Source organism: Gemmatimonadota bacterium, assembly GCA_016712265.1.
Lineage (GTDB): Bacteria > Gemmatimonadota > Gemmatimonadetes > Gemmatimonadales > Gemmatimonadaceae > RBC101.
The window spans coordinates 1,257,054-1,277,648 of the sequence record JADJRJ010000031.1; the positions used below are offsets into that span (position 1 = coordinate 1,257,054).

At 67.4% G+C, this 20,595-nt stretch carries 14 protein-coding genes; 6 read left to right on the forward strand and 8 right to left on the reverse strand.

Features of this window, described 5'->3' with window-relative positions:
- Positions 1-20: 20 nt before the first annotated feature.
- The gene (locus IPK85_26285) at positions 21-3,434 is read right to left on the reverse strand and encodes a hypothetical protein (GenBank protein MBK8250876.1); all 3,414 of its coding nucleotides are present in this window, start codon (positions 3,432-3,434) and stop codon (positions 21-23) included.
- 145 nt (positions 3,435-3,579) lie between these two features.
- Here IPK85_26285 and IPK85_26290 point away from each other — a divergent pair, with 145 nt between their 5' ends.
- Positions 3,580-3,984, forward strand: a complete 405-nt coding sequence (locus IPK85_26290) for a DUF1801 domain-containing protein (GenBank protein MBK8250877.1) — start codon at positions 3,580-3,582, stop codon at positions 3,982-3,984.
- 23 nt (positions 3,985-4,007) lie between these two features.
- Here the strand turns inward: IPK85_26290 and IPK85_26295 are convergent, their stop codons facing one another.
- On the reverse strand, positions 4,008-7,172 hold the full coding sequence (locus IPK85_26295; protein ID MBK8250878.1) for a hypothetical protein: 3,165 nt from the start codon (positions 7,170-7,172) through the stop codon (positions 4,008-4,010).
- A gap of 212 nt (positions 7,173-7,384) precedes the next feature.
- On the opposite strand from IPK85_26295, the gene IPK85_26300 reads away from it, so the two are divergent.
- Complete coding sequence (locus IPK85_26300; protein ID MBK8250879.1) at positions 7,385-7,630, forward strand: hypothetical protein; 246 nt, start codon at positions 7,385-7,387, stop codon at positions 7,628-7,630.
- A 31-nt stretch (positions 7,631-7,661) separates the two neighbouring features.
- Here IPK85_26300 and IPK85_26305 read toward each other — a convergent pair whose 3' ends face one another.
- The 5 genes from IPK85_26305 to IPK85_26325 all read right to left on the reverse strand — a co-directional run bounded on the left by IPK85_26305 (position 7,662) and on the right by IPK85_26325 (position 14,152).
- Entirely contained in the window at positions 7,662-9,746 is a 2,085-nt protein-coding gene (locus IPK85_26305) for a cation:proton antiporter (protein MBK8250880.1), read from the reverse strand.
- 108 nt (positions 9,747-9,854) lie between these two features.
- A complete protein-coding gene (gene gyrB / locus IPK85_26310; protein MBK8250881.1) occupies positions 9,855-11,771 on the reverse strand; it encodes a DNA topoisomerase (ATP-hydrolyzing) subunit B in 1,917 nt (638 codons plus the stop codon).
- A 145-nt stretch (positions 11,772-11,916) separates the two neighbouring features.
- Positions 11,917-12,234 carry a DUF721 domain-containing protein gene (locus tag IPK85_26315; protein ID MBK8250882.1) on the reverse strand — a complete coding sequence of 106 codons (318 nt, stop codon included), beginning with the start codon at positions 12,232-12,234 and terminating at the stop codon, positions 11,917-11,919.
- Complete coding sequence (gene recF, locus IPK85_26320) at positions 12,221-13,369, reverse strand: DNA replication and repair protein RecF (protein ID MBK8250883.1); 1,149 nt, start codon at positions 13,367-13,369, stop codon at positions 12,221-12,223. Before recF ends, IPK85_26315 begins: the two co-directional genes overlap by 14 nt.
- 6 nt (positions 13,370-13,375) lie before the next feature.
- Positions 13,376-14,152, reverse strand: coding sequence for an enoyl-CoA hydratase/isomerase family protein (locus IPK85_26325; protein MBK8250884.1), 777 nt, complete (start codon positions 14,150-14,152; stop codon positions 13,376-13,378).
- 94 nt (positions 14,153-14,246) lie between these two features.
- Between IPK85_26325 and mtnA the strand changes: the two genes are divergently transcribed.
- The 4 genes from mtnA to IPK85_26345 all read left to right on the forward strand — a co-directional run bounded on the left by mtnA (position 14,247) and on the right by IPK85_26345 (position 18,761).
- Positions 14,247-15,272 carry an S-methyl-5-thioribose-1-phosphate isomerase gene (gene mtnA, locus IPK85_26330; protein MBK8250885.1) on the forward strand — a complete coding sequence of 342 codons (1,026 nt, stop codon included), beginning with the start codon at positions 14,247-14,249 and terminating at the stop codon, positions 15,270-15,272.
- An 81-nt stretch (positions 15,273-15,353) separates the two neighbouring features.
- On the forward strand, positions 15,354-16,829 hold the full coding sequence (gene glpK, locus IPK85_26335; GenBank protein ID MBK8250886.1) for a glycerol kinase GlpK: 1,476 nt from the start codon (positions 15,354-15,356) through the stop codon (positions 16,827-16,829).
- A gap of 45 nt (positions 16,830-16,874) precedes the next feature.
- A complete protein-coding gene (locus IPK85_26340) occupies positions 16,875-17,075 on the forward strand; it encodes a hypothetical protein (GenBank protein MBK8250887.1) in 201 nt (66 codons plus the stop codon).
- A 21-nt stretch (positions 17,076-17,096) separates the two neighbouring features.
- A complete protein-coding gene (locus IPK85_26345) occupies positions 17,097-18,761 on the forward strand; it encodes a hypothetical protein (protein ID MBK8250888.1) in 1,665 nt (554 codons plus the stop codon).
- Here the strand turns inward: IPK85_26345 and IPK85_26350 are convergent.
- Complete coding sequence (locus IPK85_26350) at positions 18,758-20,578, reverse strand: hypothetical protein (protein MBK8250889.1); 1,821 nt, start codon at positions 20,576-20,578, stop codon at positions 18,758-18,760. The two genes, IPK85_26345 and IPK85_26350, sit on opposite strands and share 4 nt — an antisense overlap.
- Positions 20,579-20,595: the final 17 nt, after the last annotated feature.

Genomic DNA, 20,595 nt, shown 5'->3' on the forward strand with positions numbered 1-20,595 from the left:
CTCGTGTCCCGGACGCGAGGTCAGGGAACGGTCATCGTCACACCAAATGGCTGCAGCGTCTGGCTCATTGCGCGTGCGCGCGCCGTGAACGCGGTGGCCTCGCCGATCACCGCCGTCAACGCCGCACGCGCGCTGTTCGCCTGCGCGACGGACGCCGCACTCGGCGCTTCCCAGATCCCCATGATCGCGCCCTTGACGGTGCCCACGCGACCGAGGACGTTCGCGGCCGCCGCGGCCTGGGCCGCCGCACCGCCGCCTCCACCACCAAAGCCGCCGGCCTGAGGCGCCCCGATCCCAAACTTCCCGCGCAGGGCGTCGAAGTCCTTGCGGAAGGCGGCGAAGTCAGCCTTCACGTTGGACGGTGCGGCGCTGGAGTCCACCTTGGCGGCCACGCCCGAGATATCACGGAACAGCGCCGCCAGCGGTCGTGCGGCATCGGTCCCGCGCTTCTGCGCGTCGTGCAACTCCATCAACAAGGCGTCGTAGCGCGCGCGTTCGGCACCAGCGAGTTGGACCATGGGATCCATCACGAGGGTGAGCGGCTTCGTGTCCAGCACCTTGCCATCCGAGACCAGCGCCACCGTGTAGCTCCCCGGTGCGACCATCGGGCCCTGGTTGCCGCCGCCAAAGCCACCGAAGCCGCCGCCGCCCGGCCCACCACCGCCCGGTGCCGCACACGGGTTTTCCGGCTTGTATCCCACCTCGGGGAGCCCAACAGGCAGGCCGGGAATCGGTCGTGCACCACCACCTTGCCCGAGGCCACCACCGCCACCACCACCACCCCCAGGTCCGCCTGCCCCCGGGCCCGTGAGCGGTTGGATCGGCGACACCCGTTGGTCCCAGCAGACGGCACCAATGCCGGCGATGTTCCGGTTGGCCGGGATCGGGACCTCGCGGATCATGGCGCCGCGCGAGTCCGACACCCGCAACATCGGGTTGGTCAGCGGCGCCTTCAGGTGGAACTGGACGACGGTCTCGTTCGGCGGATTCTCGCCACTGAAGAACTGGTGGCCCCAGAACTCATCGTTCCGGTCGTCCTTGCCCTTCCACTGGAGCGACGGGGCCGGGGTGAAGAGTTTCGCATCGGCCATCGTCGCCGTCTTGTATTCCTGGATCGGCGAGAGGTCGTCGAGGACCCAGAGGGCGCGCCCATGCGAGGCAACGAGGAGCGCGTTGTCCCGCGGGTGGATCGTCAGTTCATCGACGCGGACGGTCGGGAAGTTCCCCTTGAGACGGCGCCACGAGCCACCGCGATCGAGCGAGACCATGATGCCGGTCTCGGTGCCGAGGTACAGCACGTCGGGGTTGCGTGTGTCTTCCGTGATGGTGCGGGCGTTCTCACCCTTGAGTCCGTTGTCGATGCGGGTGAAGGTGCCGCCGAAGTCGGTGCTCTTCCAGATGTAGGGTTCGTTGTCGTTCTCGCGGTGGTTGTCCACCGTGATGTAGACGGTGCCGGCATCGAACCGCGACGGTGCCACGCGTGAGACAAAGGAGTACCCGCGGGGGAATCCGGGGAGTCGCGACGTGATGTTCTGCCAGCTCTTTCCCCCGTCGCGCGACATCTGGACGGTGCCGTCATCGGTTCCGGCGTAGTAGAGCCCGGCCTGCTTCGGCGATTCGGCCAGCGCGACGATCGTTGGCCACTGGGAGATGCCGTCGTTCTTGGCGATGTTCGCCTGGGCGATTTTCACGCCCATGAGGACGACGGAATCCCGCGGCTCGTTCTTGGTGAGGTCCGGACTGATGGCCGTCCACGAGTCGCCGCGGTCCCTCGACAAAAAGACGCGGTTGGCGGCGGCCAGCAGAATGCCAGGATCGTTAGGCGAGAGCATCAGCGGTGTATCCCAGTGGAACCGATACGCCTCACCGGCGACGTGATTCACCACGTTCTGCGCATTGGGGCGGATCTGTCGCGATTCGCCCGTCACCTTGTTGCGCCGGATGATGTTGCCATCCTGCGACTCGGTGTAGACGATGCGCGAGTCGCGGAGGTCCGGAATGGCCACGAAGCCGTCTCCCCCCTGGATCTGAAACCAGTCGTAGTTCTGGATACCGCGGCTGAAGCGCGAGCGGCTCGGCCCGCACCAGTTGTAGTTGTCCTGCATCCCGCCGCAGATATTAAACGGCGTCTCCATGTCATACCCCACATGGTAGAACAGCCCGACCGGAAGGTTGGGGATGAAGGTCCAGCTCTTGTTCAGGTCGTACGTGACCGCGAGGCCGCCGTCATTCCCGATGAGCACGTGATCCGTATTCCGCGGGTCGATCCAGATGGCGTGGACGTCGTCGTGGATGACCAGCGCGGCGTCCTGTTCAAAGGACTTGCCGCCGTCGACCGAGAAGTGCATCCCCACGCCACCCAGGTACACGCGATCCGGGTTCATGGGATCGATGCGCACCTGGCTGAAATACATCGGCCGTGGGTTGATCCCGGACGTGCGCTTCCAGCTCTGGCCACCGTCATCGGATCGGTAGACGCCGGTGGTGGCGATCTGCGTTGCCCGGTTCTGGCCTTGCTGCATCCCCGGACCGCCCTGGCCGCCAGCTCCGCCGCCGCCGGCCCCGGCGCCCGGGCCAAAGCCGGCACCGGACGGCCCTTCAATCATGGCATACACGATGTGCGAACTCTGCCGGTAGACGTCGACGGCGATTCGGCCGAGCGGGCCGGCCGGCAGGCCGTTGCCGCTGAGCCGCGTCCACGTATCGCCGCCGTCGGTCGAGCGCCACAGCCCGCTCCCCGGGCCGCCGCCGTTCATGCAGCAGGTGGTGCGCCGGCGCTGGTAGGTCGAGGCATACATCACGTTGGGGTCGCTGAGCGAGTAGACCAGGTCGTTCGCCCCGGTCTCGTCATCCACCTTGATGACCTGCTTCCAGGTCCTGCCGCCGTCCGTCGTCTTGAACACGCCGCGTTCCCCACCGGAGCCGAACAGCGGACCCGTGGCTGCCACGAGGACGACGTCGTTGTTGTTCGGGTGGATCACGATGCGGTTGATGGTCCGCGAGGAGGGCAGTCCCATCAGCGCGAACGTCTTGCCGCCATCTGTTGACTTGTAGACCCCGGCGCCCCACGAGGTGCTCTGCCGGTTGTTGGACTCTCCCGTGCCCACCCACACCAGGTCCGGGTTGGTCTGCGAGACGGCGACGTCGCCAATCGAGATCAATCCCTGATCCTGGAACAGCGGCGTGAACATCGTGCCGTTGCTCGTGGTCTTCCATACACCACCATGGGCGGTGCCCACGTAGTAGATGGCAGGATTGGCCTCGTACACGGCCAGGTCGGCGACCCGGCCTGACATGGTTGCGGGGCCGATGGAGCGGAAGTGGAGTTTCTCGAACTCCGTGGCGACGGCCACGTTGCCTTGCGCGACGAGCGCGCTAGCGACGACGGCCTGCGCGGCAACGAGCGCCGCGATCCTGCGAGAGGGTCTGGACATGGGCGTGGGGGTGTTCCGTGGGTCCTTCGGGATGCCTACGGCGGGCGGGACGATAACGCTGGGGTAGGCTCGTCGCGAGGGCAGGACGACTGGACGGGAGCGCGCGACCCGGTGCCTATTTCCACCCCGCCTGCTGGAAGTTCTCATGGTTTCGTCAGACGACACGCGCACCGCCGCCGCCAGGATCAGGGCATATATGGCCTCCCTCTCGCCGCGCCACCGCAAGCGCCTCAAGGAACTCGGCGCCGCGATTCACGCGGCCGCGCCGGGTGCTGAGCCGGGATTCGGGTACGGCATTCCGGGGGTCCGCGTGCTCGGGCGCCCGCTGGTGTACTACGCGGCGTTCAAGGAGCATGTCAGCATGTACCCGATCAGCCGCGAGTTTGAGCAGGCGCATGCCGAAGCCTTGCGCCCCTATGGCACGTCGGGGCGGGGGACGCTCCGGTTCGCACTGGACGACCCCATCCCGAGGGGGCTCGTGGCGATGGTCGTCAAGGACCGCCTGAGGGCGGCCCGGGCGAAAGACACGGCGAAGCGCACGCGACGTTAGGCGCGCGCTTCGGCCCGTCAGGCCTACATCGCCGCCTGTTTCTTCGGGGGTGGCACCAGGGCCGGCAATCCGAGGGCTTGCAGCAGCGGGTTCATACGGCGAGCCGTCGCGTCAACCTGCCGCTCGACCATGTCGATCACCGTTTGCGCGTCACGCCGGACGTCCCCCAAATACTCTCGTTGCGTGGCCAGCGGCTCGAGGAGGCCATTGTCCACCGACCCCATCAGGCTCAGGGCACGTTCAATCGGGCGTGGCCCCTCGGAATAGAAGGGCACGTTGTCGCTGCGCGGACGTGTGAGCTGGAGCCGGGCCGAGTCGAGTTTGACCATTTCCTCGACGGCCGCCTTCACCAGGTCATTGGCCGCGTCGCCGCGCATCTCGCGACCCGTCGCGCGTCGCTCGTCGACCTGGCCCTTGTACGCCGCAAGATGGCGCTCCGTGTCGACCAGGCTGGCAATCACCGTGTTGATGCGCTGCGCCTGGTCGAACTGCGCCTGCAGCTGTGCCAGCGTCACGGGGCTGGTGGGGTCGATGCGGACGGTCAACGGCTGCTCCTGGACGTCGCGGCCGACGGTCAAGCGCACCGCGTACTGCCCCGGGAGCACCTGGGGACCCATCGGCCGTGCGCGCCAGTCACCCGCTTCCGCGGAGTCTTGAGGCATGTCGCTCAATACCTTCGGTGCGTCCATGCGCAGGTCCCACTGCACCCGGTTGAACCCCGCCGCGACGGACGGGCGCTTCAAGGTGCGCACGACCGTGCCGTTCTGCAGCACCTCGAGCTTCACGAGTGAATCGGCGGGCTTCTCCTTGAGCCAATAGGTGATCGCCGCCCCGTAGGGGGCATTCGCGCCACGGTACTGGTGATTGCCCCAGTTCCACTTCTGCTCTCCCACGTTGTAACGAGTCGCCACGCGCATCGGGAAGAGGTGCGATCCCCTGGCGGCCACGGCGGGGGTCATCTGTTGGACCGCCGTCGCGTCGTCGAGCACCCACAGCGCACGTCCGTGCGTCGCGAGGACGAGGTCGTTGTCGCGTGGATGCACGAGGACCTCGTGCACCGCGACGGACGGAAGGTTGCCCAGGTGGAGTCGCGTCCAGTCGTTGCCGCCGCTCCACGAGACGTACAACCCCAGCTCGGTGCCTGCATAAATGAGGTTGGGGTTCTTCGGGTCTTCGCGGACCACCTGCAGGTACGCGGTCGGCGGGAGGTTGCCGGTGATATTGGTCCACGTGCGGCCGAAGTCGGTGGTCTTGTAGACGTAGGGACGGAAGTCGTCCATCATGCGACGCTCAAACGCCGCGTACGCCGTGCCAGCCGCCGTGCGCGACGGCTCCAGCCCGGCGACGACGGCGTCCCCACCAAGGCCGGGGATATTCCCGGCGACATTCGTCCAGCTCTTTCCCTCGTCGCGCGTCACCTGGACGTTGCCGTCGTCCGTGCCAGCCCACAGCACCCCGCGCTGCACGGGCGATTCGGCGAAGGAGAAGATCGTGCCATAGTACTCCGCCACGGTGTTCTCCTTGAGGATCGGGCCGCCGGCATCGCCCTGTCGGGACTTGTCGTTCTTCGACAGGTCGCCGGAGATCGCGGTCCAGGTCTTTCCCCAATCGCTGGAGCGGTACACCAGGTTGCCGGCGAAGTAGACGACGCGCTTGTCGTGCGGCGATTGCACGATCGGTGCGTTCCAGTTGAAGCGCACGGTGTTGGAGTCGGCCGGATAACCGTCCATGCGCTCCACCTGTGGACTGGCCTCGCGTTGTTCGTAGGTGCGGAGGTTCGTCGCCTGGATCCCGCCCGCCTGGTAGTCGGAGAGGAAGGAATCCGGGTCGTCCGGGTGCGAGACCGCGTAGTAGCCGTCGCCATTCTGTATGAAGCGCCAGTCACTCTCCCAGATCGCGCTCCCGCGGGTCCGCGTCGGTCCGGTCCAGACGCCGTTGTCCTGGAGCCCGCCGGCCACATGGAAGAACGGCTCCCGCATGTCGTAGGAGAGCTGGTAGAACTGGCCGACCGGGATGTTGGCAAACCACTCCCAGGTCTTCCCGGCGTCGCGGCTGACATTCAGCCCGCCGTCGTCGCCCATGAACATCCGCTTGGGGTTCCGCGGGTCGACCCACATGGTCTGGTGGTCACCGTGGAAGTTCCCGGTCATTCCGTTGAAGGTGAGGCCGCCGTCCTGGGACACCATGTAGGCCATGCCTAACGTGAACACCCGGTTCTCGTTCGCCGGGTCGACGCGGAGGTCGGCGTAGTAGAAGCCGCGGCCGAGTGCATGCGCGTTGTCACTGGTCTTCGTCCAGCTCTCCCCGTGGTCCGTGGACTTGAAGACGTATCCTTCCCGGGTCTCGGCGACCGCGTAGACGATGTTCGGCGACGAGGGGGCGACCTTGACGCCGATGCGGCCCATCAGCTTCGGAAGTCCCTTCGTGGCCTTTGTCCAGGTTTTTCCGCCGTCGGTGGAGCGGAAGATGCCTCCCTTCTCGTCCCCGGACTTGTGCGTCCACTGCTTGCGGTCGAAGTACCACATCGATGCATACAGCAGGTTGGGATTGCGCGGGTCGATGTCGAGGTCGGCGGCACCGTGCACATTGTCCAGATAGAGCACCTTCTTCCAAGTCTCGCCGGCGTCCTCGCTCATGAAGACCCCACGCTCCTCGTTCGGGCCAAAGGCGTGTCCGATCGCCGCGACGTAGACCTTGTTGGGATTCAGGGGGTTGATGACGATGCGTGCAATGTGCCGGGTGTCCGCGAGCCCCAGGTGCCGCCAGGTGCGCCCGCCATCTGTCGACTTGTAGACCCCGTTGCCAAATGAAACGGAGTTCCGGACGTTGGATTCCCCGGTGCCGACGTAGATCACGTCCGGATTCGTCGGGTCCAACGCGAGGTCGCCAATGGATAGGACCGGCTGCTTGTCGAAGATCGGCGTGAACGTCGTGCCCGCGTTCACCGACTTCCACACGCCCCCCGACGCGGAGCCCACGTAGATAATCGCCGGGTCGCCCGGGACTCCTTCGACGTCGGCAATGCGTCCCGACATGTTGGCCGGGCCGATGTTGCGGTACGCGAGCCCGGCGAAGGTCGACTCGGCGAGGATTGGCGCCTGCGAGACAGGAGGGCCCGCGGGACGCTGCGCGCCAAGGGGCGGGGCAAGAAGGGCGACGGCGAGTGGCGTGATCAGGACGGTGCGCATCGAAGGGCGGGTGGAAGCGATGACAGAAGCTATGCCGCGCCCGACGCCCGGAGAATCGGGTGTTGCGCTCGCCAGCGAGCCCAACGACATTCGGTCGCCGTCTGCCGTCTGCCGTCTGCCGTCTGCCGTCTGCCGTCTGCCGTCTGCCGTCTGCCGTCTGCCGTCTGCCGTCTGCCGTCTGCCGTCTCCACACCCTGACCGTCCTCACCGCCATGATCGCTCCCACGATCAAGACCCACGGTCGCCTCGCCGCCCTCGGCGCGTATGGCGTCTGCGCCGGGGTTGTCGCCCTGTTCGGCCTCGTCTATTGGATCGCGTCGCCCACCCCCACCTCGGGCCTGGACTTTGAGCACCGGCTCGTCACCATGGTGTCGGTGGCCGTCATCTGTGCCGCGCTGATCGGGGCCCATGTCGCCATGGCGCGGCAGATCCTCGGCTACCTCAAGGAACACGGCTGACGCTGGGGGGCTCCGCGCTTGGCGTTCGTGACTACACGGGCGTAGCGGGTTCCGCCGGCGGGGCGCCCGTTCGCAGGATCTCGGTGGCGGTGAGGACGGCGTCCGCCGCGCCGGCGAGTGCGACGATGTCACCGGCACGCAGGCGGACCGCGCCGGACGGTTCGACCTGTGAGCCGTGCTCCGTGTCGCCGCGCGTGATGGCCAGGATGGTGGCACCAGTGGAGCCACGAAGCCGGAGTTCGGCGAGGCTTCGCCCCACGGCGTAGTCGCCCTCTTCGAGGCGCACGGGACCGGGGTTGCCGAGGCCGGGGAGCAGCTTCGCGACCGTGTCCATCGTGTCCCCGAGTTCCGCGTCGGTGCCGCGCACCCGGTCATGCTGCAACAGCGTCATGACGATGACCTCGGCGCCGGCTCGCGCGTGCCCGTACAGCGTCGTTGCGCTGCGCCATGTGGCGATGGCGCCTCCCACCGTCAGCCCCATCACCACCAGGGTCAGGGGTTTGCCGGGAACGACCGGCTGGAGCACCAGAACGACCGGGATTACGCTGGCCAGCAACATGGCGTACTGGAGCACCGCGGCGAACGCAGCACGAGGGGCCTCGGCACGGTCGAGGCCACGCGTCGGAAGGGGGAGCGATCGTCGCGCCAGGCGCGTGGCGAGAAAGTGCGTCATGCGGACGAGGCCCGCGACCAGGGGCACCGCCGCAGCGAGCGCGGCCACGACCACGGCCGCATACGACGCCGTGGTGCTCCAGCCCAGGGAGCGTTGGAGCCAAAGCGCCGAACGTCCCATTTCTGCCGCGGCCGCCACCGCGAGGCCGGCGAGCAGCGCGACATCGGCCAGCAGGAGCAGTGTGGCTCGGCGAACCGAGGCGCGGTCGGTCGCCACGCCGCGCGCCAGGGCGTCGAACCATGAGCCGTAGAGCGTGACGAGCATCTGGAGACGACGCGGGAGTCGACCGTCCACCCAGCCGGCGATGGACGCGGCGCGTCGGATCAACAGCGGCGTGAGCAGGGTCGTGATCGCGCTCACCGTGACAGCGACTGGGTAAAACGACGCCCGAGCCCCTCCAGCCACGCCAACACCGGCGATGATGACGGAGAATTCCCCGATTTGCGCCATGCTGACTCCGGTCTCGATCGCACGCCTCAGCGGGCGGCCGCTGAGGAACGAGGCGAACGACACAGCCACGGTCTTGCCCGCGACCACCACCACCGTCAACGCCACGATGGCTCTCCACTCGGTGACGACGGCGGCTGGGTCGATCAGCATGCCGACGGAGACAAAGAATAGGGCGACGAACAGGTCCCGGATCGGCTCGATGCGATCGCGAATCGCCTCACCTTCGCCACCCTCCGCGACGAGCGAGCCCGAGATGAACGCCCCGAGCGCCACGGAGTAGCCGGCGTTCAGGGCAAGCAATGCCGCGGCGAACGACACGCCCACGGCGGCCACGACGGTGGTCTCCGTACTGCCGAGGCGCAGAATCATCCTGAACAGGCGCGGCAGTACCCACCGGCCGACGGCAATGAGGGTGATGAGGAAGGTCACCAGGCGCACCCCGGTGAGCAGGATGCTGCCATTGCCCGTGCTTCCGCCCGCGACCGTCGACAACGATGCGATCAGGAGGATGGCAATCACGTCCTCGACGATGAGGAGCCCGAACACCGTCTCCCGCAGCGGTCCACGCACGCCCTGGTCGGCGAAGGTGCGCGCGATGATGGTGGTACTTGAGATGGCGACGATGCCGCCGGTGAACAGGCATTCGGCGGGCGACCACCCGAGGATGCGTCCCGTCGCATATCCGAGTCCGAACATCAGTCCGGTCTCCGACGCCGCCGCAACACCAGCACTCGCTCCCAGGCGAATGAGGTGGCCGAGGCGGAACTCGAGGCCGAGGGCGTACATCAGCAGCACCACACCGACCTCGGCCAGAGCCTCCACCGTTCGCGCTTCGGCGAGGAGGGGGATCGCTGTGTGCGGGCCGACAATCATCCCGGCCAGGAGGTATCCAAAGACCCCGGGCAGGTGCAACCGGCGCGACAGGACGGTGGTCACCGCGGCCACACACAGGACCAACGCCAGGTTGCGCAGGACGTCGTGGGGGTCGGTCAAGCGGGCGGCCGGAGCGAGGATGAATGGATCGATACCGTGCGGCCCACCAAATGGCAAACGGCCGCCCGGTGGGCGGCCGTTTGAGACGCGGACAACGTGCGCGCCCTGCTAGATGTCGAGGTGCGTCACGAAGCGCGCGTTGGCCTCGATGAACAGCTTGCGCGGTTCGACTTCGTCGCCCATCAGGGTCTGGAAGATCCGATCGGCCTGCACGGCGTCGTCCAGACCCACTCGGTACAGCGTGCGTCGTTCCGGGTCCATCGTGGTGTCCCAGAGCTGGTCCTTGTTCATCTCCCCGAGGCCCTTGTAACGCTGGATGTTCGCCTTGCTGCTGTCGCCGCCGGCGAGCCGCTCCACGTAGCCATCGCGTTCCTTCTCGTCGTAGGCATAGAACTCCTGCTTGCCCTTCGCGACGCGATACAGGGGCGGCTGCGCAATGTAGATGTAGCCCGCGTCGATCAACTGCGGCATCTGCCGGAAGAAGAAGGTCAGCAGCAGCGTGCGGATGTGGGCGCCGTCGACGTCGGCGTCCGTCATGATGATGATCTTGTGGTACCGGGTCTTCTCGAGATCGAACTCGTCCTTGATCCCGCTACCGATCGCGGTGATGATCGTACGGATTTCCTCGTTGGAGAGGACCTTGTCGATGCGAGCCTTCTCGACGTTGATGATCTTCCCCCGGAGAGGAAGAATCGCCTGGAACTCACGATTGCGCCCCTGTTTGGCCGAGCCGCCGGCGGAGTCGCCCTCGACGAGGAAGACTTCACAGAGGGCCGGGTCGCTGAGGGAGCAGTCGGCGAGTTTGCCAGGCAACGTGCCGATGTCGAGCGCCGACTTCTTGCGCGTCAGGTCGCGCGCCTTGCGCGCGGCTTCCCGCGCGCGGGCGGCCGACACTGCCTTTTCGACGATGATGTTCGCGACACGCGGATGCTCATCCAGGTAGGTGCCGAGCCAGTCGTTGACCAACGTCTTGACCGCGGATTCGGCCTCGGAGTTCCCCAGCTTGGTCTTCGTCTGTCCCTCGAATTGCGGCTCGCGCACCTTGATCGACAGGACCGCGGTCAGCCCTTCGCGCACGTCCTCGCCGCTCAGGGTAAAGTCCGCCTTCTTGAGGAAGCCTCCTTTCGCCGCGTAGTCGTTGATGCGCCGCGTGAGCGCCGCCTTGAAGCCCGTGAGGTGGGTCCCGCCCTCGTGTGTGTTGATGTTGTTCACGAAGGTGAACACGTTCTCGTTGTAGCCGTCGTTGTACTGGATGGCCACCTCGATCCCGATGTCGTCCCGCTCGGTATCGACATGGAGCACCTCGGTGTGCAGCGGCTTCTTGTTGCTGTTGAGGTGCTGCACCATCTCCTTGAGGCCGCCCTTGGCGTGGAAGGTCTCCACCTTGGCCGGGTCGTCCCGCTCGTCCCGCAGCGTGATGGTGACGCCCTTGTTGAGGAAGGACAGCTCACGCAGGCGGTTCGCAAGGGTAGCGTAGTCGTAGTTGAGCTCGGTGAAGATCTGCGGGTCCGGCTTGAAGTAGACCCGCGTCCCACGTTCCTTCGCCCCGACCTTGCCGGTCACCTTGAGCTTCGTCGTGGTCGTCCCACGCTCGAAGTCCATGTAGTACTCCTTCCCGTCGCGCTTCACCCACACCTTGAGTTGCTCCGACAGCGCATTCACAACCGAGACGCCTACGCCGTGCAGGCCGCCCGACACCTTGTAGCTGTCCTTGTCGAACTTGCCGCCCGCGTGGAGCACCGTCATCGCGACTTCCAGCCCCGGCAACTTCTCGGTGGGGTGGATGTCCACCGGAATCCCGCGACCGTTGTCCGAAACCGTGATCGAGTTATCCGCGTGAATCGTCACCGCGACCGTGTCGCAATGACCGGCCAGCGCCTCATCGATCGAGTTGTCGACCACCTCGTACACGAGATGGTGCAGCCCGCGTGACGACGTGGAGCCGATGTACATCCCGGGCCGCTTCCGCACCGCCTCGAGCCCCTTGAGGACCTGGATATTCTGCGCGTCGTAGTTCTTCGACATGTGTGCCCGGACAAGGAAATGGGGCGAACAGATGCGCCCCGAAGATCCGCCGAAACGAAGGACGGACTGACGGGCGAAAGCTAGTGGAAAACTCCGGAGCAAGCAACCACGGGGCGTGCGGCCTAAATGTCTGGCCGATAACGCTTTAGCGCATGATCGCCCAGCGAATCCGACGCAGTGGTTTGCTCCCACTCACGCGGTTCAGGTTCTCCAGCAGCTCGCGTTCCATGAACGTCAATTCGTTCAGCCAACCAGCAGTCCTGGCCACGGCGAACAGGGTCCCATCTTCCGAGATGGAAACAGCTCGGGTCGCGGCCGCGAGTTCCGGACCCACCAGCTCGGACCAGCGCGAAATAACATCCGATTGCTGCACGCGTTCGCCCAGGCCGCTGCGGCGCAAAAAGGTCGCCAGCGCCTCGCCCAGGCGCTCGGCGTCACCCCCACGCTTCTTACTGTCCGCCATCAATCACACCTTCGCGAATCGTCCACCGTTCCAGCGGTGTGAAGTCGGGTGGAACCTCGTCCGCACGCGGGACCACCAGGATGCGCTGCACACCTTCCATGCGCCGCAACATCGCCAGGATACGCTCCACACGCGAGCGATCGAGCTCGGCGAATGGATCGTCGAGGAGCAGGATCGGGCGCCGGGCCAGGCTCGCGCACAACGTCTCCCAAGCGATGAGTCGCAAGGCCAGCGCCATGGTGCGCTGCTGCCCCGCACTCGCAAAAGCGCGCACCGACCTCCCGCCGTGCAGAAGGCGCACGTCATCCCGATGCGGACCTACCTGCGTCATCCCGCGTCGCACGTCGTCTTCGCGGCCCGCCGCCAGGCTCCCCCGCAGGTGCTCGACCAGGTTGGCCTCCTCGTGCTCCAATGCGTCGCCTTGCCCCGTGTGGTGGCGCATGTTGGCCGCGGCAGTTTCTCCCATCTCCGCGCAGTACTGCGTGAAGGTCTTTGCCCACGCCGAGGTCCAGTCGCGACGCATGACCCACAGGACCGCGCCCGCCGTTGCAAGCGGTCCTTCCCACACGGAGGCCTCGGTTCCCTGGCTCGAGGTCGATGGTCCTCGCAGGACCACGCTCCGTTGCGCCAGGGCGTGCCGGTAGCGCTGCAGGGCCTCCAGGTACCGCGGTGAAGTCGCTGCCAGGAGGGCGTCGAGGAAGTGCCGTCGCTCCCGCGGGGCGCCCTGGACCAGCTCGGCGTCGCGCGGTGAGAGCACGACGGACGGTATTGCCGCGAAGGCATCGGCCAGTCGAGCGACGGGAGCGCCATCCATCACGACACGTTTGGCCCGCGATCCACGTTCGGCGCCAATCCCCAAGGTGTGACAGCGAGCCCCTTCCGCGCTGTAGCCCAGGTGAAACGTGTCCTGATCGAACTGAACCACCTCGCGGTCCGGCCCCCCACGGAGCGGCCGCAGCGCATGGGCGTAGTGGATCGCTTCCAGCAGGTTCGTCTTGCCGTGGCCGTTGGCACCGACGATGACGGCACCGGCGGCGGGCCACGTGAGGTCGGCCGCGCCGATGTTCCGGACGTTGCGCAACGCCAGAGACCGTAGGCGCACCGCAACGCCGGCCGTCGGCGCGTCCTCCGCCATGTGCGCCTAACGACCCGTGAAGGCGGGCGCGCGCTTGTCCAGGAACGCCGCCGTTCCTTCGCGCATGTCCTGCGTCCCCGACAGGATCGCGAAGTGGTTCGCTTCCAGGTTCAGCGCCTCGTCGAGTGGCGCGTCGTACCCGTACTGCACGGCCTCGATGCACATCGCCACGGCCAGCGGGCCGTTCGCCATGATCTGGCGCACCAGTGCGTCGGCCCGCGCCAGGAGGTCAGCGGCGGGTAGCACCTGGTTGACCAGCCCGATCCGGAGCGCCTCGGCGGCATCGATCATGTCGCCGGTCAGAAGCAGCTGCAGCGCGCGTCCCTTGCCGACCAGGCGCGGGAGGCGTTGGGTGCCGCCGTACCCGGGACATATCCCCAGCTTCACCTCGGGCTGCCCGAATTTCGCGAACTCCGAGGCCAGACGAAAATGGCAGGACATCGCCAACTCGCAGCCACCGCCGAGTGCGAACCCGTTCACGGCCGCGATCACCGGCTTTCGGGAGCGCTCGAACATCGCGAAGATGCGCTGGCCGCGGAGGGCGCGACCCTTCGCGGCTACGGGGGTCTGCGTGGCCAGCTCGGAGATGTCGGCCCCAGCTATGAATGCCTTGCCCGCCCCCGTGACGATCATTCCGCCGATATCGTCCCGGGTGGTAACCTCCGTGATCGCCTGCTCGAGTTCGCCAATGGTCGCGGCGTTCAAGGCATTCAGCTTGTCGGGCCGGTTGATCGTGAGTGTGGCGACGCGATCGTTGACCGTGAACGTGCAGTTGGTGTACATGCGGAAGCGCGGCTGGAGTGGAATCCGGTAATCTAGGCGAGCGCCCGGTCGCCGGACCCCCGTCACCGCCGCGCCTGGCCTCTCCTGACGAACCGTGATCACACCCATTGAAGCTGTCCGCTGGAACCCGACCGCCGACGCGGTCCGCATCATCGACCAGCGCCGCCTGCCGGAGCACTACGAGGAACGTGACCTTCGCACCCTCGACGACGTGGTGGAGGCCATCCAGACCCTGAGCGTGCGGGGTGCACCGGCGATTGGGGTGTGCGGTGCCATCGGTCTCGCCGTCGTGGCTTCAACCGCCGCCAGCGGAGCGGCGGCGACCTTTCACGAGGAACTGGGGCGTATGGCCATCGCCATCCGCGACGCACGGCCGACCGCGGTCAACCTCGCATGGGCCGTGGACCGGGTCATGTCGCGAGTCGACGCACAGTCCGACCGAGCCACCGTCCTGGCGGTGTTGCGGGACGAGGCGACCCGGATCCTCGACGAGGATCGCGCGATGTGTCAGGCGATCGGGGAGCATGGGAGTTCGCTGATCCGCGACGGCTCGCGCATTCTCACGCATTGCAACGCCGGCGCCCTCGCGACCGGTGGCATGGGAACCGCACTCGCGCCCATCTATGTAGCGCATGGCCGCGGCCAGCGCGTCGCCGTGTTCGCCGATGAAACGCGCCCCCTGCTCCAGGGAAGTCGCTTGACCGCCTGGGAACTGGCCCGCGCTGGCGTGCCGGTGACGGTGATCTCCGACAACATGGCTGCGAGCATCATGCGGAGTGGGATGATCGACCTGTGCATCGTGGGCGCCGATCGGATCGCCGCGAATGGCGACGTGGCGAACAAGATCGGGACCTACGGCGTGGCGGTCCTCGCGCGCCATCACGGGATCCCGTTCTACGTGGCAGCGCCGACATCCACCATCGATCCCGCCACTGCCACTGGGGCGGATATCGTCATTGAGCAGCGCTCCCCCGATGAGGTCGCGGTGCCCTTTGGCCACCGCATCGCCCCGGTCGGGGCGGCGATCCACAACCCGGCCTTTGACGTTACCCCAGCCGAGCTGGTCAGCGCCATCATCACCGATACCGGGATCTTCCGCGCACCGTACCGCTTCGGCTGATCGGCGCATCGGTCACGCGGCAGCGCTTGCGGTTCGCGCGCGGACCCCGCCGATTTCGCGCGACACTTTGCCGAGCGCCGCATGCGACATGTCCTCGCGATCGACCAGGGAACGACCGGAAGCACCTGCCTCGTCGTGCGCGACGATGGCGCGATCGTTGGGCGCGCGTATCGCGAGATCACACAACACTTTCCCGCGCCGGGTTGGGTGGAGCATGACGCCGACGAGATCTTCGAGCGAACCCGGGATGCGGCACGCGAAGCGATTGCGGCCGCGGGGGTGGTTCCCGATTGCATCGGCATCACCAACCAGCGGGAGACGATCGTCCTCTGGGACCGGGCGTCGGGCCGTCCGGTGGCGCGCGCCATCGTGTGGCAGGACCGGCGGACGGCGGCACGCTGTGCTGAGTTAGCGGATCGCGCCGTCGAGGTCATGCAGGCCACGGGCCTGGTGGTCGATGCCTACTTCTCGGGGAGCAAGCTGGAGTGGCTCCTGCGCGACGTGCCCGCGCGGGCCGCCAGCGCGGCATCTGGCACCCTGGCGGCGGGTACGATCGACGCGTGGCTCATCTGGAAGCTCACCAACGGGGCGGTACACGCGACAGACCCGACCAATGCGTCGCGGACCATGTTGTACGACATCAACACGCATGCGTGGAGTCCGGCCCTCTGTGAGATGTTTGGTGTCTCCCGGCAGCTCCTGCCCGAGGTCCGTCCCTCCTCCGGGGATTTCGGTGTGGCGCACGCCGACCACTTTGGCATGGCGATCCCGATCCGGAGTGCGGTCGGCGACCAGCAGTCCGCATTGTATGGTCAGGGGTGCTGGGCGCCCGGAGAAGGCAAGAACACATATGGAACGGGTGCCTTCCTTCTCTTCAACGCCGGTGCCGCGCGTCCGGCATCCGGAGGCGGATTGCTCACCACGATCGCGTGTGACGAGTGGGGGAAACCCGCGTACGCAGTGGAGGCCTCGATCTTCATCGCCGGCGCCGCCATTCAGTGGCTGCGCGACGGCCTGGGGATCATCCAGACAGCCGCGGAGACCGAGTCGCTGGCACGATCCGTCGAATCCACCGATGGGGTGTACTTCGTCCCCGCCCTCGTGGGGCTTGGTGCCCCCCAGTGGGAGCCAGAGGCCCGTGGAACCATTGTGGGGCTGACGCGCGGCACGACGCGCGCCCATCTCGCTCGCGCGGCCCTGGAGGCCATGGCATGGTCGACGGCGGACGTCGTCGACGCTGTGCGCGAGTTCGCCGGTGTGCGTGTGGACCGTTTGCGCGTGGACGGCGGGGCCTGCGCCAACAACTGGCTCATGCAGTTCCAGTCTGACGTCCTCGGCGTCCCGGTGGAACGCCCGGCGATGCTCGAGACGACCGCGTTAGGTGCGGCCGGACTCGCGGGGATCGCGGCCGGGGTGTGGGCGACACCGGAGGCGTTCCTCGCCGCCAGGGCCTTCACCCGCTTCGCGCCGGCGCACCGTCCGGAGCAAGGGCGGGCGGAGTGGCAGCGCGCCGTTCGGGCCGCGTTAGGGTGGGCGCGGGATCGATCGATCCAGTAGCGGGATGCGCCGCGCCGGTGCATCATTGGCGCTCTCGCCCTTGCCATGACCGACGACACTTCCCGCCCCGAGCGCAAGAACGTCCTGCTCCGCATGCTCATCAACGAGATGCTGGACCAGGTGCGTGAATTGCAGCGGCATGCGGCCGGCCCGTGGGACCCGAACGAGCGGGCGCGCGCCGAAGACACCTTGGAACGCGTGATGATGCAGGTGCGGTCCGAGGCGGTGCGCCGCGGCGGCGATTGAGGCGTTGATCTCCGCGAATTCATGAGTGCGGGAACGCTCGCGACCTGGATCGCGGCGGCGTTTGCTGTGGCGGGGGCAGTCGCCGCCTGGATCGGGCGGGGTGAGGTGGCTCGGCGCTCCGTGGCGATGTGTCTGACCTTCAGCGCGGTCGCGACCACTTGGCTCCTCCGCGCCTTGTGGGACGCCGACCATCGCATGACCTTCGTGGCTCGTCACGTCCTCCTCGCGGACGATCCACTGCCTCGCCTGCTCGCGATCTTCGCTGAACCGGCAGGCGCCGGTTTGGTGGGCTGCGTCGCCGTAGCCTTTGCCGGTTGGTGGAGCAGCCGCGAGGATCCGGGCGCCCGGATCGCGGGCACGGCGTCCGTCGTGGCGTTGGTGCTCCTCGCTGCGCCGCTGACGGGCCGACCCTTGGATCTGCTACCGTATCAGCCGGCGGACGGGGCGGCCACCTGGCCCTTCTTCGCTCACCCCGCGGCGCTGGTGACCGTGCTCGCCCTCGTGGTCCAGGTTGTCCTGGCCACCCTCGCGTGCGCCCTGGCGCTTGCGCAGCTAAACGGAGGGCCGCCTCGCTCCCTGGTGCCCACCCAGCTGGGCGTCCTCATCGCCGCTGGCGTGCAGGCGCTGGCGTGGATGGTGGCGTCCATTGTCACCGGTGGCAGCGACGACCTGGCCCCGCTCACGTCCCGTGGGGGGATATGGCTGGCGGTGGTGCTTGGGAGTGCGCTGGCACTGCGCGTACACGCCCACGGGGCGGCGAGCGCGCTTGGCCGGGCCGAGGCCAGCCTGGCCGCACTGCTCCTCGCGATCGGGTGCGTCCTCGGTACCGGTGGTGGCGCGCAGCCTGCACCCCCCGCGCAGGCACTCGTCTCCTTCGCGCTCGTGGTCCTCACCTCGGCGGTGTGGCGTGGGTTCCCCGGTGATCCGCGCCGTTGGACCGGTCGCGTTGCCCGGATGGGAGTGACGGTCGTGCTCACCTGCACGGTGGTGCTCCTGTGGTATCCCGAGGTGCCAAGCGCCGGCACGCTGCGTTTTGTGAGATCCCTGGGGATGGTGACGGTGTTCAGCTGGTCACTGCTTCCGTGGCGCCGCGCCGTTGGTGCCGCCGGGCTCCTCGCCCTGGCCGGCGGGCTGCTGCTTCCCCTCGGGCGCGGCACGCCCTTTGTCCCCTTCCTCGTGGGGTCGGTGTCGGCCCTGGTCGGAGTGGTCCTGGCGTGGCGGAGCGGCCAGGTTGTGCGGGCCTGGATGGTCGCGTCCCTGGCCTTCGCGTCGGTCGCGGCTGGGATCGGAAGCCTGCAACGCGTGATCGTGGCGACACCGGCAGCCGGTGGCTACCTCACTACCGGCGGCGCGCGACTCGCGCACCAAGGGGTCTCGTCCTACGTGGAGGGCAACGCGACGGTGCTTGCCCTGACGCTGGAGCGCGTGCCTGGCGGCACGGTGGCGCGGGCCGAACAGCGCGAGTACGTCGACGCGCGCGGGGCGGTCCTGCGCCCGGTGTGGCGGCGGCCGGCGCTCTTGGTCTCGGCGGCGTGGATCCATGCCGCCTGGCTTGATCGCGTCGGCACCGACGACGAGGTCACGGTGCGGGTCGCCGCTGTGTCAGGGGCCTGGGGCTGGGTCCTGGCCCTGCTGTGTCTCGCGGCCGCGATCGCACCGGCTGGGATGCGCCGCGCCGCGAACTAACGCTCGAGAGCCTCCAGCCGCTTCCGCGCGAGCGCCAGGGGGACGAAGGTCGCCGTGAGGCAGAGCGCCGCCGCGCCGCCAAATCCCAGGAGGAGGGACGTCGTGTCCGGGGTCTCTCCGGCTGTCCGGGCAAACAGGTAGGCGTAGACCGGTCGGGCCTCGATGGCAATGATCCCGCCGATCAGGCACACCGAGGACATCATGAACATCAACCCGCCGAAAGAGGTCGGGATCTGGGCGGCGTTCTCGGTCTCGAACCGCGGATACAGGGTGCCAAAGCCCACCGCCAGGGACGCGATGGCAAACGTCATGAGCGTGATCGTCCCGATCGAGACGAGGAACATGAACGGTGTGACCTGCAGCAAAGTGTTGGTCACCCCGACGATCAGGAGCGCGAGCACGAGCAGCGGCACGGTGCCGACCCAGTACTTCGCCCACAACAAGTCGTGCATCTCCATCGGGCTGGACCGCACGAGCCACCAGGAGCGCCCTTCGAGGCTCACGCCCGGAAAGAGGAACCGGGCCGCAATCGAGGCCAAGACAAACCCGGCGAGCGCCAGGTTCAGGAAGGGGATCAGGTTCACGATGAAGAAGGTGATCCCGTCGCCGGACAGGGGCAGGAACTTGATGTTCACGACGTAGACCACCAGGAGCACGCCGAGCAGGATCAGCTGCGACCACTGCGTGGTGTCCCGGAAGAACACGCGGAGTTCCTTGGCGACCAGTTCGCGTCGGCGCACGCCAAACGGCCACAGCGCCCGCAGGCGGGACGGGCCGCGCTCCACGGACTTCGCGGCGAGCGTGGCGCCTTCCTGTGCCTTGCTGAACGCGACCGGGTAGAGCGACCGGTGCAGCAACGCTCCCAGGACGACGAGCGCCCCGGCCGTGGTCCACAGCAGATACAGGGCGAGGGGATCCACGTCAAAGGTCAGCCACCCCATCAGCGCCCGCTGCATCCACTCGCTGGGGAGGGCAGGGGAAGTGGGACCGCGCAGCACCGCAATGAACTCCACCAACGAACGGAAACCTTCGGGGCGCGCCAGCTTCTCCGGCCGCATGAGGCGGAACAGCACCACGACCCCGGCGCCCGCCAGGACAGTGATCACGCTAAGGATGTCGCGCGTCCGCCGCGCCGGGAACACGTTGACGAGCAGCAGGGTGACCGCCGTCCCGATCGCCGCCGGGATGACCAGGAACGGCACAAGGGCGGCCAGCACGACTCCGACAAAGCCGATGCCGCCCTCATACACCAGGCCGTAGGCGGCAAAGATCGGCACCGACAGCAGCAGGACCATCCAGCTGGAGTGCACCGTGGTCTCGAGCAATTTCGCGCCATACAGCCGCAACCAGTCCACCGGGGCACTCACCAGCATGTCGAGGTCCCTCGCGAGGAAGAAGCTCGACAGGGCCGTGATCACATTGGACAAGAGCAGGATCGACGAGAACGAGAGCAGCAGGATCCCCAGCAGTTTGCCCGCGAGCAGCGGCCCGATCTCCGGGACGCCCTTGAAATACGACAGGACCCGGTAGGTGGCCCCGAAGGCAAAACTCCAGAACAGCAGCCCAACCAGGGAAAGCAACGTATACCGGGCCACGCGCCCCTTCTCGCCCTGCGCGGCGCGTGCCCGGGCCGTCATCCACTTGGGTGAGAGCAGGTGCCACAGCGACACGTCCCCGCTGGCCCGCGGCGGAACGATGAGCCCGCCGGACGGCGTGTAGCCCGGTCCGCGGGGGCGCACTGTGTCGTGGGCACCGGACAACATGCGGTGGCGCGCGACCAATCCCGGGTCGGGGCCGACCGGCAGCGAGGAGGCCATGGGGTACCTAACCAGCG